Raw genomic sequence first — 18,125 nt, forward strand, 5'->3', positions numbered from 1 at the left:
GCCCATGGCAGCAGCCCTCGATACAGCGGCCGAGGTCGCCGAAGCCCGGCGTGTCTTCGCGTTGCGCTACGTGCAGCCCGGGCTTGCGGGCCTGATCGACGGATCCGTCTCGACCCTTGCGCCGATCTTCGCGGCGGCCTTCGCCACCGGCCATAACGGCGCGACCTTCCTGGTCGGGCTCGCGGCCTCCGTCGGGGCGGGCATCAGCATGGGCTTCACGGAGGCGCTGTCGGATGACGGCAGCGTCACCGGGCGGGGGGATCCCTGGATGCGTGGCCTGGTCTGCGGCGTGATGACGACGCTGGGCGGCCTCGGACATACGTTGCCCTACGCGATCCCGGACCAGCTCCCGCCGGGCTGGCCGGATCCGTTCCTCCTCGCCACCAGCCTCGCCGTCCTGGTCGTGATCGTCGAGCTGGTCGCGATCGCGGCGATCCGCACGCGCTTCATGGCGACGCCGTTCTGGCGCGCGGCGCTGCAGGTGATGCTCGGGGGCGCGCTGGTGCTCGCCGCCGGGATGCTGATCGGCAGCGCTTGACGCGGGGCCTCGCGACCGCGATGCGGGGCGCGTCCCTGCCCCTCTCGAGCGTTGATCGTCGGCCTTGACCTTCCGCCTGGCCCATCTGAGTGACCCGCATGTCGGCCCGCTGGGCCGCGTGCGCCTGCACCAGCTCATCGGCAAGCGCGCCACCGGCTACGCCAACTGGCGGCGGGGCCGGTCGCGCAGCCACGACATGACCGTGCTCGAAACCCTGGTGGCGGACCTCAAGCAGCAGGGGGCCGCGCATGTCGCCTGCACGGGCGACCTGTGCAACATCGGCCTGCCGAGCGAGTGGGAGACCGCGCGCACGTTCCTCGAAGCGCTGGGCTCGCCCGAAACGGTGAGCTTCGTCCCCGGCAATCACGACGCCTATGTCCGCGGCTCCCTGGAAGGTCTGCTGGCGGCCTGCAGCGGCTATACCGGCGACGATTCGGGCTCGTCCGGCCGGTTTCCCTATCTGCGGCGGCGTGGGCCTGTGGCGCTGGTCGGCCTGTCGAGCGCCATCCCGACGAAGCCCTTCGTGGCGACCGGCCGCCTCGGTCCGCCGCAGCTCGCGGCCGCCGAATCCCTGCTGCGGGCCTTGGCCACGGAGCCCGGAAAGCCGTTCCGGGTGGTGATGATCCACCACCCGCCGCAGCCGGGGGGCGCGTCATCGGGGCGCGAGCTCAAGGATGCCGCCGCCTTCACGGCGATGATCGCGCGCGCCGGGGCCGAGCTGATCCTGCATGGCCACAACCACACCACCACCAGCGCCCTGGTCCCAGGACCGGACGGACGCTTCGTGCCGGTGATCGGCGCGCCCTCGGCATCGGCGCGGCCGGACGGGCATGGCGGCCTGGCGGCACGCCGCGCCTCCTACCTGCTCTACGAGATCACTCGGAATGGTGCCGGCTACGCGGTGACTGCGCGACGGCGCGGCCTCGATGCGGGCGGAACCGTCTGCGACCTCGGACCGATCGCCCTCGACTGACGTCCGCGTCCCTGAGCGTCGTGCGCTCCGAGGCCGGCCGCACCCGTTCGGGGGCCGGCCTCGGCGCGGGATTCAATTGCTCGCGGAGGCGAGTTCGGCCCGTTGCTGCTGGCTGATGCTGGCTTCGTAGCGCTCGGCCTGAAGGCGGGTCAGGCCGCTGATCAACGCGAGAGTCCCGCGATAGACAGTGTAGGTGCCGTCGTGAGTCGGCTTGACGCGAATCATCTCTGCCATGGAAGCCTGCCTTGTGCTGGAGGTTGCCTGTCTTCGTCGGAGGAGAGCGATCCTTCTGCTGGTCTGGCCGGTCGAACGCGCGAACAATGACGAGGTTATCAATCGATCTATGTCTGGCAAGGGTCGGCTACGGCGAAATGCTTAGCGGCTTCTGCTGCAGTGCGGGAAACCGTTGCCACCGCTCGCGATCGATGCGTGCTTAAAAATGCGGCCGGTCCCTTGCATACAGAATAAGGTGACGCCGGACCGCGCCGCGGCCCCGCGCGACACGAATCAAAAGCGAATCCCGCCCCCGCAGGGCTCGGCGAAGGGACCTCTCATGCAGCTCTGGCGTCTGACCGCGACCGACCTCTCGGCTCTGATCCGCACCGGCCAGGTTTCGGCCCGGGAGGTTGCGCAATCCGCCCTCGGTCGGCTCGATGCGGTCAACGGCCGGATCAACGCCGTGGTCGAGCATCGCCCCGAGGAGGTGCTGGCGCAGGCCGACGCGGTCGATGCCGCCCGCGCCCGCGGTGACGCCCTCGGGCCACTCGCCGGCGTGCCCGTGACGATCAAGGTCAATGTCGACCAGCGCGGCTTCGCGACCACGAACGGGCTGCGCCTCCAGCGCGACCTCGTGGCGGCCGACGACAACCCCGTTGTGGCCAACCTGCGCCGGGCCGGGGCGGTGCTGCTCGGGCGCACCAACACGCCGGCCTTCTCGCTGCGCTGGTTCACCGCCAACCTGCTGCACGGGGAGACCAAGAACCCGCGCGATCCGGCGCTGACGCCCGGGGGCTCGTCCGGGGGCGCGGGCGCCGCGGTGGCCGCCGGGATCGGGGCGATCGCCCACGGGACCGACATCGCCGGCTCGGTGCGCTATCCGGCCTATGCCTGCGGTGTGCACGGTCTGCGCCCGAGCCTCGGCCGGATCCCGGCCTGGAACGCCTCGTCGCCCGAGCGCGGAATCGGGCCGCAGCTCATGGCGGTGTCGGGCCCGCTCGCCCGCAGCATCGCGGATCTGCGTCTCGGCCTCCACGCGATGGCGGCCGCCGACCCGCGCGACCCGTGGTGGGTGCCGGCGCCGCTGGACGGTCCCGCGGTACCGTGCCGGGCGGCCCTGTGCGTGCGGCCCGGGGGCCTCGCGGTCGTGCCGGAGGTCGAGGCCGCGTTGCGCGAGGCAGCGCGCCGGCTGACCGAGGCCGGCTGGGCGGTCGAGGAGATCGCCGACACGCCGCCGATCCGCGAGGCCAGCGCGCTGCAGCTGCAGCTCTGGCTGGGCGACGGCTACGAAGCGGCCCGGGCGGCGGCCGACCGCGAGGGTGATCCGGCGGCCATCGATCTGCTCGAGTCGTTCCGCGGGCGGGCGGAGGCGATGCCGCCGGACGCCATCGCCAGGGCGCTCGTCCGCCGGGCGACGCTGGCTCGGGAATGGTCGCTGTTCCTCGCCGAGCATCCGGTGCTGCTGGTGCCGGTCTCCGCGGAGCTGCCGTTCCCGGACGGGCTTGACCGCACCGGCACGGCCGGGATCGAGCGCGCCTTCGAGGCGAACCTGCTGCAGGTCGGGCTCGCGCCGATCGGTGTGCCGGCGCTCACCGTCACCACCGGCCTCGTCGGGCGGACCCCCGTCGGCGTCCAGCTCGTGGCCGCCCGGTACCGGGAAGACCTCTGCCTGGCGGCGGGCGCCGCGATCGAGGCGGCCGGCGTGCCGGAGATGCCCGTCGATCCCGTCTGAGCCGACGCCGGTCGGCGAAGGGGAACCAGATTGAAATGGCCTCGCTTATACAACTGATAGTTGTGCGAGGTCCTCATGTCCGTGATCGCCACCGCAGGCTGCGTCGGAAGTTCACTGGTCTGCGCGCTGACGGCCTCCTCGGGGCCGTTGCTGGCTCTGGCGGGCTTTTTCGGGGGCGGCACGGTCGGCGGCGTGATCGGCGCCGTGGCCGTCGCGGCGCTGGGCTGGGGCCGGGCCTGATCTCAGCCGTGTCCGTGCGCCCCAGCCGCCTGGGCTAGGAAGGGCCGGACCCGGGTCCAGCGCAGGTCCGGGTAACGGTCATTGTCCAGGGGCGTGAGCCGGGCGCGGCCCTCGAACATGTCGCGCAGGTACTGCATGCCCTGCCAGGGCGGGAACACCGCGCCCCGGCCCGGGGCGAGGGTCCGCGCGACGCGGATCATCAAGCCCAGCGAACCGAGCCCGCCGGCGCGCAGCGTCCGGTAGCGCCTGCCCCGCGCCGCGCTCGCCGCATCGGCGAGATCGCGGGTGCTGAGGCTGTCGCCGGCGATGCGCAGCCAGCGCGGGGTCGTGGGATCCAGGGCGGCCCGGGCGGTGAACGCGGCGGTGTCGTCCTCGGTCGTGAAGTCGAGGATCTGGTCGGCGCGGCCCCAGTACAGAACCCGGCGCGGGCGATGGAGGATCAGGGGGGCCTGTCCGTCGAGCAGCTCCATGAACGCGCCGTTGAGCACCGACGTGGCCTGGATCGACGCCGCATCGAGGCGCGCCTGAAAGGCCCGGCGCAGGTCGAGGTTGCGGTTCCCGCCCGGTGCGGTCTTGGCGTAGTCGATCGAGAAATCCGACGGGATGAAGCGCGGCACGCCGGCCCGGACGGCGCCTTCCAGGAGAGCGGTCTGCGCGTCGATGACGGTGGCGCTCAAGCCGTTCAACGCCGAGACCACGCAGGCGGACCCCGCGCAGGCGGCCTGCCAGCTGCCCGGACGGCCGGGGCCGGCCTCGACCACGCGGGCGCCCAGGGCGGTGAGCGGCCCGAGCCGGGCCTGATCCGTCCCGGGGCGGACGATGGCGGTGACGCTCGCGCCCTCACGCCGGAGCGCCCGCACGATCCGCAGGCCGAGATCGCCGGTGGCACCGGCGACCGCGATCGTCACGGGGGCCGGGCTCACGATCGGCCCGCCGCGCCGAGATCGGCGAGCAGGGCCGCGAAGAGCCGCGCCCGCTGAGGCAGCGTCTCGATCAGCACATGCTCGTCGAGGGTGTGGTAGCCCTGGCCGAGCGGCCCGAGGCCGTCGAGCGTCGGGATGCCGTTGGCACCGGTGAAGTTGCCGTCCGAGCCGCCGCCGGCACTGCGGTGGGGCAGGGGCTGGCCGAGCGCCTCGCTCAAGCGCCGCGCCCGATCATAGAGGGCCATGCAACCGGCATCCGGTTCCCAGACCGGCCGGGTGACACCGCGGGTCACGGCGAAGCGGACGCCGTCCTGCTCACCCGACAGGGCCAGCATCCGCTCGACGCCGCGATCGAGATCGGCCTGGCGCTTGGCCATGCTTAGGGCCTGACCGCGGCACAGGGTCGGGACGCAATTGACCCATTGCCCGCCCGAGACGATCCCGGTGGAGAAGGTGCAATCCGCGTCCGACAGCGCGTCGATCGCCAGGATCATGCGCGCCATGGCGCGGATCGCCGAGCGGCCCTCATGGGGCGCCGCGCCGGCATGGCTCGGGCGGCCGACGGCTTCGAGGTCGAAGCGCGCGATGGCGTAGCGGCCGGTGACGACGCCGTTGTCGGCGTGGCCGGGCTCGGGCACCAGCACGACGGCGTGGCGGGCGGCCTCGGCCTCGATCAGGTCCCGGGTCGAGGGGCTGCCGACCTCCTCGTCGCCGGTGAACAGGACGGTTACCGGCAAAGGCGTCTCGATGCCGGCGGCGGTGAGGGCGCGGATCGCCGCGAGGGCGATCACGTTACCGCCCTTCATGTCGAGGATGCCCGGGCCGTAGGCGCGGTTGCCCTCGATCCGCCAGGGCAGGCTCGCCAGGGTGCCGACCGGATGCACGGTGTCGAGATGCCCGAGCACCAGGATGCCGGGCTGGTCACGGTGCCGATGGGGGAACCGCGCGCGCACGCAATCGCTCAGGCCCATCCGCCCCGGAATGGTCTCGACCGCGGCCCCGGCGACCGCGAGGTCGCGGGCGGCCAGGCCCATCATGCGGTTGACCGCGGCGGCATCGTGGGTCGGGCTCTCGCATTCCACCCAGGGGCGCAACGTCGCCAGGATGGACTCCGCATCGAACGGCAGGTCCGGGATCATCGGGCGCTCTCGGCGGAGGACACGGCGAAAGGATCGGCGAAGGGATCGGCGACCTTGGGCCAGTAGCGGCCCGAGCGCTTGGTGTAGGGGATCGCGCCGTAATCCGGCGGGACCGCGCCCGGCGCCGCGACGTAGCGGACCTCGCTCGCGATCGGCGCGAAGGCGGCGTAGAAATGCTGCATCGACTTCACCACCACGATCCGCTTGTCGTCGAGGGTCAGCCCCAATCCCGTGAAGGCGTCGGGCGCGAAGGCCTGCTGGCGGATGTGGGTCAGCACCACGTGGATCCCGTCGGCCTCGACCCAGGCGGCGGGTCCGAGCCGGGCGCGGCCGCCGCTGAGGCCGCCCTGGCTGTGATCCTCCGAGAGGCCGCGCACGGTGATGCGCAGGTCCACCGGATCGCCCGAGGTGACGCCGCACTTGCCGCCGATGCGCAGCACGAAGGTCGCGCCGAGCCCCGCCTCGTGGCAGATCCCGACCGCGCCGGGATCCCAGATCAGACCGAGCGCCACGTCCCTGATGCCGCGTTCGGCCAGACGCGCCAGGATCGCGGTGTTGTCGGAGGGCGCGCCGGCGCCGGCATTGTCGGCGAAGTCGGCCAGCACCATCGGGCGCGGGTCGTCGGAGGCCAAAGCCGCGTCGATGCCGGCATCGATGCTGTCGCAGCGGCTCGCCGCCTCCTCGCGCATCGCCCAGACCTCCCGGGCGAGGTCGTCCGCCAGGGCCTGGGCCTTGGCGGCGTCGCCATCGGCAACGACCAGCATCTTCGCGCCGACATCCGGAACGTCGCCCCAGGGGAAGCCGTGCCCGAAGGAGACCGACAGGATGCCGTCCCGCCCCTCCAGCGCCTCCATCCGGCGCACGAAGCTCGCGACCGGCTCGCGGGTGGTGCGCCACATGTTGATCATCCGGCAATCGGCATAGGCCATCACGGGCCGGATGTCCTTGGCGACCGTGCGCATCACCAGCGGGTAGAGGTCGCGGGCGCGGTCGACGATGTCGGTGTGGGGGTATTCCTTGTAGATCACGATGACGTCGGCGCTCCGCCGCATCGCCTCGGTGAGGTGGCAGTGCAGGTCGAGCTCGACGCCGATCGTCGCGTCCGGGCCAACGATGGCGCGGACCCGCTCCAGGGTGTCGCCCTCGCAACCGTCATAACCCTCGGCGACCATGGCGCCGTGCATGAACAGCAGCACGGCATCGACCGGCATGGCGGCCCGGAGGTCGTCGAGCAGCGCGTCGCGCAGCTCCTCGTAGACGGCGCGCAGGGTGATCCCGCCCGGCTGCGCGAAGGTCGAGAGGCTCTCGACGACCTTGTGCCCGTCCGCCTCGGCCAGCGCGCGCCAGGCCTTGAGACCGATATTGCTGAGGCGGGGCGCCGTCTTGGTGCCGTCACGACGGGCATAATCGGCCAGGAAGGCCGCGCGGCCGGTGGGCAGCGGTGCGAAGGTGTTGGTCTCGGTGGCCAGTCCGGCGATGAAGATCTGCAAGGTTTTTCGGTCCTCGTCTTCGGCCGGCCGCCGGTCAGGCGGAGGCCGGGCTCAGCGTGATGATCGTCTCGGTGGCCGCCTCGACGGCGGCGCGGCCGTAGAGCATCGGCACATGGTCCCGGCGCCCCCAGATCGGGGCCAGGTCGGCGTAATGCGGGCTGCCCGGGTCCCCCGACTGGCCCGGCACGTTGATGAAGACCGACCGGTCCCAGTCGCCCACATCCACGACCATGCGGAACGAGGCGCCGTGGGTCAGCCGGAACGTGTCGGTCCGGTACTCCGCGTGCATGACTGATGCCGCGGCGCCCCCGACGGCCATGGGACCGACATCCCAGCCCGGATCCGACCGCAGGGCCGAGAGCGGGTGGGCGAACTGGGCGTGGTGCAGCCGGCCCCAGGACCAGGTCTCGGAATCCGGCCCCATCCGCGTGCGGCACTCCCGGAAGGCGGCGCCCAACGTCCCCGTCAGCAAGGCGCCGCGGGTGGCCGGATCGAGGCCAGATTCCAGCCGCTCGATCAGGCTCTGCGTGTCGCCGGGCGGCAGCAGGCGACGCGTTGCAGGATCCGCCACCAGGGCTTCGAGCAAGGCCGGGCGCAGATGCCGGACCCAGAACAGCTCGATCAGGGCCGCCGCCGCCGAATCCTCGTGCAGCGCCCCGTCGAACGGCGTCAGCAGGGTGCGGGCCGCCTCGACATCGGCATCCGCCCCCTGGGGCAGTGCCCGCACCAGGGCGGCGAGACGCTGAGCCGGCTCCGAAACATCGTCGCCCTGGAGTGCGCGGGATTGGTCCAGCGTATGCCGGCTCTGGCCGTCGAGCACCGCGCGGATGCGCCGGGCGCGCCAGGGCTCCGCCCATTCGAAGCCGAGCTTGCGGGCCTCGGCGGGAAAATCCGGCGGCAGGTTCATCTCGTTGGCGGTGGCGAGGTACCCCTCCGGCGGGTCGATGCGACGGGGCAGGGCGCCGGGATCGTGGAACCCGGCCCAGTCGTAGCGGCCGTCGCCGGGCACCGGCAGCAACCCGTCATGGGCCGGCCGCACAGGCGCCTTGCCGGCCATGAACCACGCGATCCGCCCGGTCACGTCGGCGTAGAGCTGGTTGACCGAGGGCGCCGACCAATAGTGCAGGCCCTGGCCGAACGCCTCCGGGCTCGTGGCGCCGAGATAAGCGAGGCTGCCGAGATAGGCGGCAGCGCCCGGCTCGGACCAGACGGTGCGCAGCGCGAAGGCCCGGCCGCCCGCCTCGCGGAGCACCGGACCGTGCCGGGTGAAGCCCAGCACCACGGTCTCGTCCGGCCCGCCGCACACCGGGATTCTTTCGGTGACGCGCTGGATCGGCTCCCAACCGTCGCCGTACCGGTACCGATCGGGATCGGCCGGATCGGTCTCGCAAACAAAAAGATCCTCCTGGTCCATCGGCGCGATGGTCAGGCTGAAGGCGGAATGGCCGTTATGGCCGATGGAGATGCCGGGCAGGGCGGGCTCGCCCGCCCCGATCACGTCGAGGCCCGGGGCGGTGAGATGGACGGCGTAGCGCAGCGACGGCTGCAGGTAGATCCGGTGCGGGTCGCTCGCCAGGATCGGGCGGCCGGTCTCGGTGCGGGTCGGCCCCACCACCCAGTTGTTCGAGCCCTCGACCGGCTCCTTCGGGGCGGCGCGCTGGCCCCGCGTGACGGCGCCGTGGGCGTCGACCTTGGTCCAGTCCCAGGCCTCCGCGCGCGTGGCGGCCAGGCGCTCTTGGGTGAACCCGACCGGCGCGGTGGCGAGACGGAAATCGTCGAGGAGGTCGTCCGGCCAATCGGCGGCGTCGAGGCCATCCGGCAGCACAGGATCATGCGGCGGGCTGATGCGCTTGCGCAGGTCGTCGGCAGCGAGCCCGTCTTCGCGGGTCTCGGCCCGGGCGAGCACCCGGGCGCGGGCGACCTCGGACAGGACGTTGCGCACGAGCCCGTGGCTGCGGATCCGGACAACGTCCTCCGGGCGCCAACGGGCCGGGCGCGTCTCCGTCAGGGCGAATTCCGGCGGCCGCAAGTCCGGCCGCGTCTCGGTCAACGCGACGAAGGCGTTGATCCCGTCCACGAAGGCGGCGACGATCGCCCGCGTATCTTGCGGCCCGTAGGCGGCCCATTCGGCCGCCATGTCGCCGCGATACAGGAACAGCCGCGCGGCCCGGTCCTGGGCGAGGTAGCCCGGCCCGAAATCCGCCGCCAGCAGGCCGAGGCCGCGCTTGCGCCAGAGGTCGAGCTGCCACAGCCGGTCCCGGGCGGCGTTGAAGCCCTGGACCCGGAAGGCGTCGAGCGCCGTCGCGGCGCGGATATGCGCCAGCCCCCAGCGGTCGACGCGGATCTCGGCCGGGCCTTCGAGCCCGGGCAGCGCGTAGGCTGCCCCGCTCACAGGGCGACTTCGATGAGGTGCGGACCGGGTGTGTCCAGCCCGTGCCGGAACGCCGCGATGAAGTCCTCCAGCGTCTCGACGCGACGGCCCTCCACGCCGAAACCGCGGGCGAGGCTGACCCAATCGATGGCCGGATTGTCCAAGCTCAGCATGCCCAGCGCCTTCGGGCCGGGATTGTGCGCGCCGACATTGGCGAGCTCCGCCCGCAGGATCGCGTAGGAGCGGTTCGACCAGATCAGCGTCACCACGTCGAGGCGCTCGCGCGCCTGGGTCCAGAGGGCCTGGGCGGTGTAGAGCCCGCTGCCATCGGCCTGGAGATTGATCACCTTGCGGCCGGGGCAGGCGATGGCCGCCCCGGTGGCCATCGGGATGCCGAGCCCGATCGAGCCGCCGCTGAGCTGCAGCCAGGAATGCGGCGCCGCATCCCGAGTCAGGGCGAAGAAGTTGCGGCCCGTGGTGATCGACTCGTCGCAGATCACCGCGCCCTCCGGGATCAGCGCCCCGAGGACCTGACCGATCGTGTCCTGGTCGAGGGGGCCGGAGGCGGGGAGCTTCGGCCGCGGCCCGGCCGCGATGGGCTCGGCCGGCGGGGCGGCGACCGCCTCGGCCAGACGCTCCAGCGCGTCGATCTGGTCCTCCTCGGGAGTCGCGAGGGTGATGGTCGCGCAGCCTTCCGGGGCGAGCAGGCTCGGCTTGCCGGGATAGGCGAAGAAGCCGACCGGCTGGGTCGCGCCGATCAGGATGATGTGACGGAAGCCCTTCAGGGCCGCGATCGCCTGGTCGATCGGGTAGGGCAGGCGCTCAATCGGCACCGTGCCGGCGCCGCGGTCGATGCGGGCGTTCGAGGTCATGGCCATCAGCGTCGCGCCGGTCTTGCGCGCGATCCGGTCGGCGATCACCCGGCCTTCGCCCTGCACCGCCCGGTCGCCGAGATGGAGCAGCACCGGCTCGCCGCTGGACAGCGCCGCCACGGCGGCCGCGATCGCCGAATTCTCGGCTCGCGCCCGTTCCGGGATCGGCGGCACCGGGGCGATGCCCGTGCCGGGGTCCCAGGCGGTGTTGGCCGGCAGGATCAGGGTCGCGACCTGCCCCGGCGCCGTGCGGGCGGCCGCGATGGCGGCGGCGCCGTCGGATCCGATCTCGGCGGCGCTCATGCCGGTCTGGACCCAGGACGACATCGGGCGGGCCAGCCCCTCGATATCCGAGGTCAGCGGCGCGTTGTATTCGCGGTGATAGGTGGCGTGCTCGCCGACGATGTTGACGACCGGGGTGCGCGCCTTCTTGGCGTTGTGCAGGTTGGCCAGTCCGTTGGCGAGGCCGGGACCGAGATGCAGCAGGGTGGAGGCCGGCTTGTCGGCCATGCGGGCATAGCCGTCCGCGGCGCCGGTGGCCCCGCCCTCGAACAGGAACAGCACGCAGCGCATCCCCTCGACCCGGTCGAGCGCCGCCACGAAATGCATCTCGGACGTGCCGGGATTGGTGAAGCAGACCTCGACCCCGCCGGCGACGAGGGTCCGGACGAGGCTCTCGGCCCCGTTCATCGTGGTTGGCGTCCCATCGGTCACGGGCGGCTCCCTCTCGGTCCGGCTCGTGCGGCCGGCGACTCGCATTCATTATTATCGTGGCGCAGCCCGCGCCGAGCGCAAGGGCCGAAACGCGCCGCTGCCGGTCATCGGGCGCCGGGACTATCGCACGATCTGGCGCGGGATTTGCCGGTGGCGGCCCGCAACGTCGACGAACGGGATCCGATGAAACTGCGCCGCCTGCTCGCCTACTCCCTCGCCGGTTCCCTGGCGCTGGCTCCCGCGGCCCATGCCGAGAGCGTCCTTCGCATCGCCATGACCGCCTCAGACATCCCCACGGCCACGGGGATGCCCAATAACGGCTTCGAGGGCATGCGCTTCCTCGGCTACCCGATCTTCGAGGGGCTGGTGCAATGGGATCTGAAGAGCACCGACAAGCTCGCCCGCATCATCCCGGCCCTGGCCGAGCGCTGGGAGCAGGACCCGAGCGACAAGACGATCTGGACCTTCCACCTGCGCCGGGGCGTGAGCTTCCATGACGGCACCCCGTTCAACGCCGACGCGGTGATCTGGAACCTCGACCGCTACTTCAAGAACGACAGCCCGCAATTCGAGCCGCAGGGGGCCGGCATTTCCCGGGCCCGGGCGCCGCTGGTCGGGAGCTACAGGAAGATCGACGACGCCACCGTGCAGATCACGACCACGCAGGTCGCGTCGTACTTCCCCGACATGGTGGTCTACCTGCTGTTCACCTCGCCCCAATCCTTCGAGAAGGCCGGGCGCGACTGGGCCAAGGTGGCTTCGTTGCCGGCCGCCGGCACCGGGCCGTTCAAGATCACCCGGGTCGCGCCGCGGGAATCGGTCGATCTCGCCAAGTTCGACGGCTACTGGGACCCGAACCGGATGGCCAAGGTCGACAAGGTCCGGCTGATGCCGATCCCGGAGGCGAATGCCCGGGTCGCGGCCCTGCGCTCGGGTCAGGTCGACTGGATCGAGGTGCCGGCGCCCGACGCGATCCCGTCCCTGAAGCAGGCGGGCTTCACCATCACCACGGGTTCCTACCCGCATGTCTGGCCGTACATCTTCAACATCGGCGCCAAGGACAGCCCGCTGAAGGACGTGCGCGTCCGCCAGGCGCTGAATTATTGCGTCGACCGGGCCGCCATCGTCGAGCTGCTCAACGGCACCGCCGAGCCGGCCTCGGGCTGGCTGAACGACAAGGACCCGAATTTCGGCGCGCCGAAGAACCGCTACGGGTTCGACGCCGCCAAGGGCAAGGCGCTGCTGGCCGAGGCGGGCTACTCGGACAAGAAGCCGCTCAGCCTCAAGGTGATGATCTCGTCCTCGGGCTCGGGCCAGATGCTGCCGATGCCGATGAACGAGTACCTGCAGGAGAACCTGAAGCAGGCCTGCAACGTCGAGCTGAGCTTCAACGTGGTCGAGTGGCAGGTGTTGCTGAACTCGAGCCGGGCCCTGCCGGACGCGCCGAGCCTCCAGGGCTCGATGGCGCTCAACGTCTCCTCGCCCTCGTCCGACCCGAGCGTGATGGCGCGCTACTTCGCGGGCGACCGGTTCCCGCCGGGCGGCTTCAACTTCCCGAACTGGAAGGACGACGCATTCGACGCCGCCCTCAAGGCGCTGGCCGAGACCGACGATGCCAAGGTGATCGACGCGCAGACGGCGCTCGCTCACGAACGGCTGGTAGACAACCCGCCGTGGTTGTTCATCGTGCATGATCTCAACCCGCGCGGGATGTCGCAGAAGATCCACGGCTTCGTCTCCCCGCAATCCTGGTTCGTCGACCTCACCCTCGTCAGCGTGAAGTGATCCCGATGGCTGATCTTGAACTCGTCGACGCCTCCGCGGCCGAACTCGCCCGGGCGATCGGATCGCGGAAACTCTCGCCGGTGGACGCGGTCGACGCGCTGCTCGGCCGGGTCGCGCAGCTGGAGCCGAAGCTCCAGGCCTTCACGGAGGTGTTCGCCGCCGATGCGCGCCTGGCCGCCGAGGGCGCCGACCGGGCGATCCGCGCCGGCCATGCGGTCGGGCCGCTCCACGGCGTCCCGGTGGTGCTGAAGGACCTGATCGACCTGGAGGGCCGGATCACCATGGGCGGCTCGGCCGCTCACCGGGCGCGCCGGGCCGAGCGCACCGCGACCATCGCCCGGCGGCTGATCGCGCAGGGCATGATCGTGCTGGGCAAGACCCACACGGTGGAGTTCGCCTATGGCGGCTGGGGCACCAACCAGCATCTCGGCACCCCCTGGAACCCCTGGGATCCGGAGACCCAGCGCACGCCGGGCGGGTCGAGCAGCGGCACCGGGGTCGCGGTGGCGGCCCGGATGGCGCCCTGGGGCATCGGCACCGATACCGGCGGCTCGGTGCGCCTGCCCGCCTCCTTCTGCGGGCTGACCGGGCTGAAGGTCACGGTCGGGCGCGTCTCGACCTGGGGGATCGTGCCGCTCTCGACGACGCTGGACACGCCCGGCCCGCTGGCGCGGACCGTCGAGGATACGGCGCTCCTCTACGAGGCGATCTCCGGCCCCGACCCGCTCGACCCGACGACCCGGGGGATCGCCCCGGACGCGCCCTGGTCGACCCTGAACCGGGGCGTGCGCGGCCTGCGGCTCGGGCGGATGCCGGACGCCGAGCGCGAGGGCGTCGCCGCCGACATGCTGGCGGCCTACGACGCGGCCCTCGAACTCCTGGCCCAGCAGGGCGCCGAGATCGTCGACGTCGCCCTGCCGTTCCGGTTCAGCGACTGCGTGGCGATGAGCGGGATCACCAACGCCGAGGCCTATTTCGTCAACGGCGCGCTGGCCGAGGACCCGGGCTCGCAGCTCGGCGACGCCGTGCGCGCCCGGATCCTCGCCGGCGCGAAGGTCTCCGCTCAGGAGTATCTCGGCACGCTCCAGCGCCGGGCCGCCATGAAGGTCGCCTATGCCGCCGCCCTGGAGGGGATCGACGCCCTGCTGACGCCGACCACAGAGGCCGCAGCCGTGGCGCTCGCCGAGGTCGACGAGGCGCATCTGCCGTCGCGGTTCACCCGCTTCGGCAACCTCCTCGACCTCTGCGCCCTGGCGCTGCCCGACGGGTTCACATCCGCCGGGCTGCCCCTGTCGCTGCAGATCACCTGCCGGGGCTACGACGAGGCGATGGCCCTGCGGATCGGCCAGGCCTACCAGCGGGCGACCGACTGGCATCGGCGCCGCCCGCCGGTCTGAGGCTTCGGGGTTTCAGCCGGCGGCGTATTCCAGCTGCGGCGCGAGCACACGGTCGCTCTCGGCATGGATCGTGACCGGGATCATCTTGGCCGCCGGCGTCTTGCTGCCGGTGGCGTAGTGCCAGATCGGCATCAGGACGTTGCATTCCGGGTAGTAGCCGCCGATGCAGCCGATAGGGATGTCGTAGGCCACGACCAGCAAACCTGCGAGCTGGCGGTCGATGCCGTCATGCGCGACGGTCTTGAGCGTCACCGCCTGGCCGATCTTGAGCCCCAGCCGGTCGATATCCGAGCGGTTCATCAGCACCACCTTGCGGGTGTTGTTGATGCCCCGGAACCGGTCGTCGTAGCCGTAGACGGTGGTGTTGAACTGGTCGTTGCTGCGCAGGGTCATGAGGCGCAGCACGTCGTGCCCGATCGCCGGCATGTCGGCATCCTCGTCCAGCGCGTTCGGCGTGACGAAGTTGGCGCGGCCGGTATCGGTGCACCATTCGCGGCGCTTGACCGGCATGTCGCGCTGGAACCCGCCCGGCTCCCACATACGCCGCTCGTAGTCCCAGAACGAATCCGGCAGCGTATGGCCGATCTCCTTCCGGATCTCGGCATAGTCCTGCTTGTACGCGTCCCACCGCACCCGCGGGTTGGGATCGAGCACCTTCTGGGCGAGCTCGCAGATCAGCCGGATCTCGCTGATCAGGTGGGGCGAGGCGGGTTTGCGCAGGCCGCGATTGCCGTGCACGCAGGCCGAGGTGTCCTCCATCGAGAGCACCTGCGGGCCCGCCTGGGTCTCATCGATCTCCAGCCGGCCGATCACCGGCAGGATGTAGCTGATCTCCCCCGGCAGAAGTGCGCTGCGGTTGAGCTTCGTGATGACGTTGACGGTCAGGCGGATCCGGCGCCAAGCCGGCTCCATCTGGCCGTGATCGGGGATCGCCCGGACGAAATTGCCGCCCAGCATGAAGAAGGCGCGGACCTCGTCCTTGAGGACCGCCTCGCAGGCCTCGACCGTGTTGTAGCCGGCCTCGCGCGGCGGCTCGAAGCCGAACTGCGCGCCGAGCCGGTCGAGGGGGAACAGCTCGGGTTTCTCGGTGATCCCGACCGTGCGCTGACCCTGGACGTTCGAATGGCCCCGGACCGGGCAGATCCCGGCGCCGCCGCGGCCCATATTGCCGCGCATCAGCAGCAGGTTCACCAGCATCTGGACGGTCTCGACGCCGGCCTGGTGCTGGGTCAGCCCCATGCCGTAGACGGCGATCACCGCCTTCGAGACGCTATAGACCTTGGCGGTGGATTCCATATCGGCCCGGTGCAACCCCGAGCGGCGCTCGAGCTCGTCCCACTCTTGAGTCCCCAGCCAGGCGAGGAAGGTGTCGAAGCCGTGGGTGTGCTCCTGGATGAAGGCCTCATCCAGAACCGGCTCGCCGCCCGCCGCGAGCGACGCGTCGTGGAGCGCCAGCACCGCCTTGCAGATGCCGGCGAGCGCCGCGAGGTCGCCGCCCGCCTTGACCTGATGGTACTGCGAGCTGATCCGCGTCTCCTTGCGGGTCAGCATCTCGGTGGGGGATTGCGGGTTCAGGAAGCGCTCGAGCCCGCGCTCGCGCAGGGGGTTGTAGGTGATGATCGGCACGCCGCGCTGGCTCGCCTCCTGCAGCGGGTGCAGCATGCGCGGCGCGTTGCTGCCGGGGTTCTGGCCGAAGAACAGGAGGCAGTCGGCCTTGCCGAAATCGTCCAGCGCCACCGTGCCGATGCCCTGGCCGATGCTGGCCGGCAGCGCCACCGAGGTGGTCTCGTGGCACATGTTGGACGAGTCCGGCAGGTTGTTGTTGCCGTAGAGCCGGGCGAACAGCCCGTAGAGGTAGCTCCCCTCGTTCGACAGGCGGCCGGAGCTGTAGAACACCGTGCCCTTCTTGCGGTCCTCGACGGCGCGCAGCTCGCGGGCGATCTCCTCGATCGCATGGCCCCAGGAGACCGGCACGTACTTGTCGCTGGCGGCATCGTAACGGAGCGGGTGGGTCAGGCGGCCGGGCTGCTCGAGGTGGTAATCGTCCCAGCCCAGGAGTTCGGTCACCGTGTGCTTGGCGAAGAAGTCCGGCGTGCAGCGATGCGCCGTCAGCTCCCAGGCCACCGCCTTGACCCCGTTCTCGCAGAACTCGAAGGGCAGGGGGCTCGCCGGCTTCACCCAGGCGCAGCTGTTGCACTGGTAGCCGTCGACCTTGTTGTGACGTGTGAGCGCGACCGGAACGCTCGCCAGCACGCCCTCACGCCGCAGGATGTTGCCGACGGAGAAGGCCGAGCCCCATCCGCCGGAGGGCAGACGGTACGGCTTGAAGGTAGGCTTTTCCAACAGGTGAACTCCGGGCCTCTAAGGCAGGGAAACACCTGCCATCGACCGGTGTTTCCTAAAAGAATTCCCGGACCCGGAAATTTATTCGCACCCAACATACATCAACAACAGAGGTTAACATGGTTATCGGCCGCGATTACATGCTGCACAAGCCCTCCGGGCCGTCAGCCCCCGAGCATTATCTTCACACGCAGGTCGTGCCGCGTGCGGTCAACACGGCCGGGGCGCTGGAAGTCGCTCTGAGCCGGGCCTCCGCGCGGACCGGAATCCGGCCCTCGCTGATCCTCGCCGGCGTCGCGGCCGCCGCGATGGTCGCGGTGTACCGCGTCCGGCAGAGCCGCGCCGGGGCGGGCGAACGGCGGATCTGAGCCGGCAGCCCCGACACGACGGGGGCGGCGCGGTGGTTCCGCGGAGCGGCCGGACCGACCGCCAAAGTTTCTGGGGGCGATCAGGTCCCACGCCGCCGGGGGCCTGCTCTCGTGCGTCGATGAAGACGGATGCGATGCCCAGGGCAGGACTGCATAGGGCTTAGCAGGCTGCGCCTGACCGTCATTCTCGCAGCGGGGGCACAGCACACCGATCCACCGCCACCCGGGACGCGCGCGATGGCGTCGTCTCACGGCGCCGGGGCCTGCCCCGCCACCACCACGCCCAGCGTATCGAGGAGGGAGGAGCGCGCCCGGCTGACGCGGCTCTTCACGGTGCCGACCTGGCAGCCGAGCTTGGTCGCCGCCTCCTCGTAGGTATGGCCCTCGGCGCCGACCAGCAGCAGCGCCTGCCGCTGCGCGGCCGGGAGCGTCCCGAGCTGCTTCCACACGACCTTGAGCGTGCTGGCATCCTCCTGGTCGGATAGGCTGGTCATCTGGCTGGCATGGGTGCCGTCCACATCCTCGACCTCGCGCCGGTTCTTGCGCAACTCCGAGTAGAACTGGTTGCGCAGGATCGTGAACAGCCAGGCGGTGAAGTTCGTCCCGGGCCGGAACCGCGCCTGGTTGGCCCAGGCCTTCACGAAGGTCTCCTGCACGAGGTCGTCGGCCCGGCTGACATCGCCGACCAGGGACAGCGCGAAGGTGCGCAGGGCCGGAAGCGCCTTGATGATGTCGCTGCGGAAGTCGAACGCCACGACCTGGCCGTGCGCCGCCACGGCGGCCTCGAACCGCTCCACGAGGCCGGCGAGCTGGGCCGGGAGCGGCTCCTGCTCGACGATCTGGAAATAGTCGCGGATCGGCAGGGCGAGGTGCTGACCGAGGATCGTGGCGTAGCGGGGCGCGGCGCTCTCGGGCGTGGGGCCGGCCGGCGGGTTCGATCCATCATCGATCATGCGCGTTCCCTGAGGCCCCTGTCTTGCTATCTGGAATGACTCTAACCGGGTATCCCAGCAATCCTGAACCA

Annotated in this window: 14 protein-coding genes and 1 pseudogene; 7 read left to right on the plus strand and 8 right to left on the minus strand. The window is 71.1% G+C overall.

The window, feature by feature from the left end; genetic code table 11:
* Positions 1-46: 46 nt before the first annotated feature.
* Positions 47-538, plus strand: a pseudogene (locus tag WYO_RS05500) (VIT1/CCC1 transporter family protein); the annotation flags it as partial.
* Between the two features lie 64 nt (positions 539-602).
* Complete coding sequence (locus WYO_RS05505; protein WP_007560029.1) at positions 603-1,511, plus strand: metallophosphoesterase; 909 nt, start codon at positions 603-605, stop codon at positions 1,509-1,511.
* Between the two features lie 72 nt (positions 1,512-1,583).
* On the opposite strand, the gene WYO_RS31465 is transcribed toward WYO_RS05505, so the two are convergent.
* Entirely contained in the window at positions 1,584-1,745 is a 162-nt protein-coding gene (locus WYO_RS31465; RefSeq protein WP_007560031.1) for a hypothetical protein, read from the minus strand.
* Positions 1,746-2,064: 319 nt separating this feature from the next.
* Here WYO_RS31465 and WYO_RS05510 point away from each other — a divergent pair, with 319 nt between their 5' ends.
* Positions 2,065-3,459 carry an amidase family protein gene (locus WYO_RS05510; RefSeq protein WP_007560032.1) on the plus strand — a complete coding sequence of 465 codons (1,395 nt, stop codon included), beginning with the start codon at positions 2,065-2,067 and terminating at the stop codon, positions 3,457-3,459.
* 75 nt (positions 3,460-3,534) lie between these two features.
* On the plus strand, positions 3,535-3,699 hold the full coding sequence (locus WYO_RS31470; protein WP_007560035.1) for a hypothetical protein: 165 nt from the start codon (positions 3,535-3,537) through the stop codon (positions 3,697-3,699).
* 2 nt (positions 3,700-3,701) lie between these two features.
* Here the strand turns inward: WYO_RS31470 and WYO_RS05515 are convergent, their stop codons facing one another.
* The 5 genes from WYO_RS05515 to WYO_RS05535 are packed head-to-tail and all read right to left on the minus strand — an operon-like array spanning position 3,702 to position 11,184.
* Positions 3,702-4,622 carry an NmrA family NAD(P)-binding protein gene (locus tag WYO_RS05515; RefSeq protein ID WP_202948047.1) on the minus strand — a complete coding sequence of 307 codons (921 nt, stop codon included), beginning with the start codon at positions 4,620-4,622 and terminating at the stop codon, positions 3,702-3,704.
* A complete protein-coding gene (locus tag WYO_RS05520; RefSeq protein ID WP_007560040.1) occupies positions 4,619-5,761 on the minus strand; it encodes a M20/M25/M40 family metallo-hydrolase in 1,143 nt (380 codons plus the stop codon). The genes WYO_RS05515 and WYO_RS05520 overlap by 4 nt, the downstream gene beginning before the upstream one ends.
* Entirely contained in the window at positions 5,758-7,251 is a 1,494-nt protein-coding gene (locus WYO_RS05525; RefSeq protein ID WP_007560042.1) for a M81 family metallopeptidase, read from the minus strand. Before WYO_RS05525 ends, WYO_RS05520 begins: the two co-directional genes overlap by 4 nt.
* 34 nt (positions 7,252-7,285) lie before the next feature.
* Positions 7,286-9,643: a penicillin acylase family protein gene (locus WYO_RS05530; protein ID WP_007560044.1), complete on the minus strand. Its 2,358-nt coding sequence runs from the start codon at positions 9,641-9,643 to the stop codon at positions 7,286-7,288.
* Complete coding sequence (locus WYO_RS05535) at positions 9,640-11,184, minus strand: acetolactate synthase large subunit (RefSeq protein WP_007560046.1); 1,545 nt, start codon at positions 11,182-11,184, stop codon at positions 9,640-9,642. The genes WYO_RS05530 and WYO_RS05535 overlap by 4 nt, the downstream gene beginning before the upstream one ends.
* Before the next feature lie 207 nt (positions 11,185-11,391).
* Here WYO_RS05535 and WYO_RS05540 point away from each other — a divergent pair, with 207 nt between their 5' ends.
* The gene (locus tag WYO_RS05540; protein WP_039902354.1) at positions 11,392-12,993 is read left to right on the plus strand and encodes an ABC transporter substrate-binding protein; all 1,602 of its coding nucleotides are present in this window, start codon (positions 11,392-11,394) and stop codon (positions 12,991-12,993) included.
* A gap of 5 nt (positions 12,994-12,998) precedes the next feature.
* Positions 12,999-14,390, plus strand: coding sequence for an amidase (locus tag WYO_RS05545; protein WP_007560050.1), 1,392 nt, complete (start codon positions 12,999-13,001; stop codon positions 14,388-14,390).
* A 12-nt stretch (positions 14,391-14,402) separates the two neighbouring features.
* On the opposite strand, the gene WYO_RS05550 is transcribed toward WYO_RS05545, so the two are convergent.
* Positions 14,403-16,733: an FdhF/YdeP family oxidoreductase gene (locus WYO_RS05550; RefSeq protein WP_007560052.1), complete on the minus strand. Its 2,331-nt coding sequence runs from the start codon at positions 16,731-16,733 to the stop codon at positions 14,403-14,405.
* A gap of 119 nt (positions 16,734-16,852) precedes the next feature.
* Between WYO_RS05550 and WYO_RS05555 the strand changes: the two genes are divergently transcribed.
* Positions 16,853-17,101, plus strand: coding sequence for a hypothetical protein (locus WYO_RS05555; RefSeq protein ID WP_007560054.1), 249 nt, complete (start codon positions 16,853-16,855; stop codon positions 17,099-17,101).
* A gap of 248 nt (positions 17,102-17,349) precedes the next feature.
* Here WYO_RS05555 and WYO_RS05560 read toward each other — a convergent pair whose 3' ends face one another.
* The gene (locus tag WYO_RS05560; protein ID WP_039902324.1) at positions 17,350-18,054 is read right to left on the minus strand and encodes a sigma-70 family RNA polymerase sigma factor; all 705 of its coding nucleotides are present in this window, start codon (positions 18,052-18,054) and stop codon (positions 17,350-17,352) included.
* Positions 18,055-18,125 lie beyond the last annotated feature (71 nt).

Origin of the sequence: Methylobacterium sp. GXF4, from assembly GCF_000272495.1 — a bacterium.
Lineage (GTDB): Bacteria > Pseudomonadota > Alphaproteobacteria > Rhizobiales > Beijerinckiaceae > Methylobacterium > Methylobacterium brachiatum.

Bases quoted from the DNA above. Each gene is read 5' to 3' on its own strand.
- WYO_RS05560 (WP_039902324.1), bottom strand. From the start codon at position 18,054: ATGATCGATGATGGATCGAACCCGCCGGCCGGCCCCACGCCCGAGAGC.
- WYO_RS31465 (WP_007560031.1), bottom strand. From the start codon at position 1,745: ATGGCAGAGATGATTCGCGTCAAGCCGACTCACGACGGCACCTACACT.
- WYO_RS05555 (WP_007560054.1), top strand. From the start codon at position 16,853: ATGGTTATCGGCCGCGATTACATGCTGCACAAGCCCTCCGGGCCGTCA.
- WYO_RS31470 (WP_007560035.1), top strand. From the start codon at position 3,535: ATGTCCGTGATCGCCACCGCAGGCTGCGTCGGAAGTTCACTGGTCTGC.
- WYO_RS05540 (WP_039902354.1), top strand. From the start codon at position 11,392: ATGAAACTGCGCCGCCTGCTCGCCTACTCCCTCGCCGGTTCCCTGGCG.
- WYO_RS05535 (WP_007560046.1), bottom strand. From the start codon at position 11,184: ATGAACGGGGCCGAGAGCCTCGTCCGGACCCTCGTCGCCGGCGGGGTC.
- WYO_RS05510 (WP_007560032.1), top strand. From the start codon at position 2,065: ATGCAGCTCTGGCGTCTGACCGCGACCGACCTCTCGGCTCTGATCCGC.
- WYO_RS05545 (WP_007560050.1), top strand. From the start codon at position 12,999: ATGGCTGATCTTGAACTCGTCGACGCCTCCGCGGCCGAACTCGCCCGG.
- WYO_RS05520 (WP_007560040.1), bottom strand. From the start codon at position 5,761: ATGATCCCGGACCTGCCGTTCGATGCGGAGTCCATCCTGGCGACGTTG.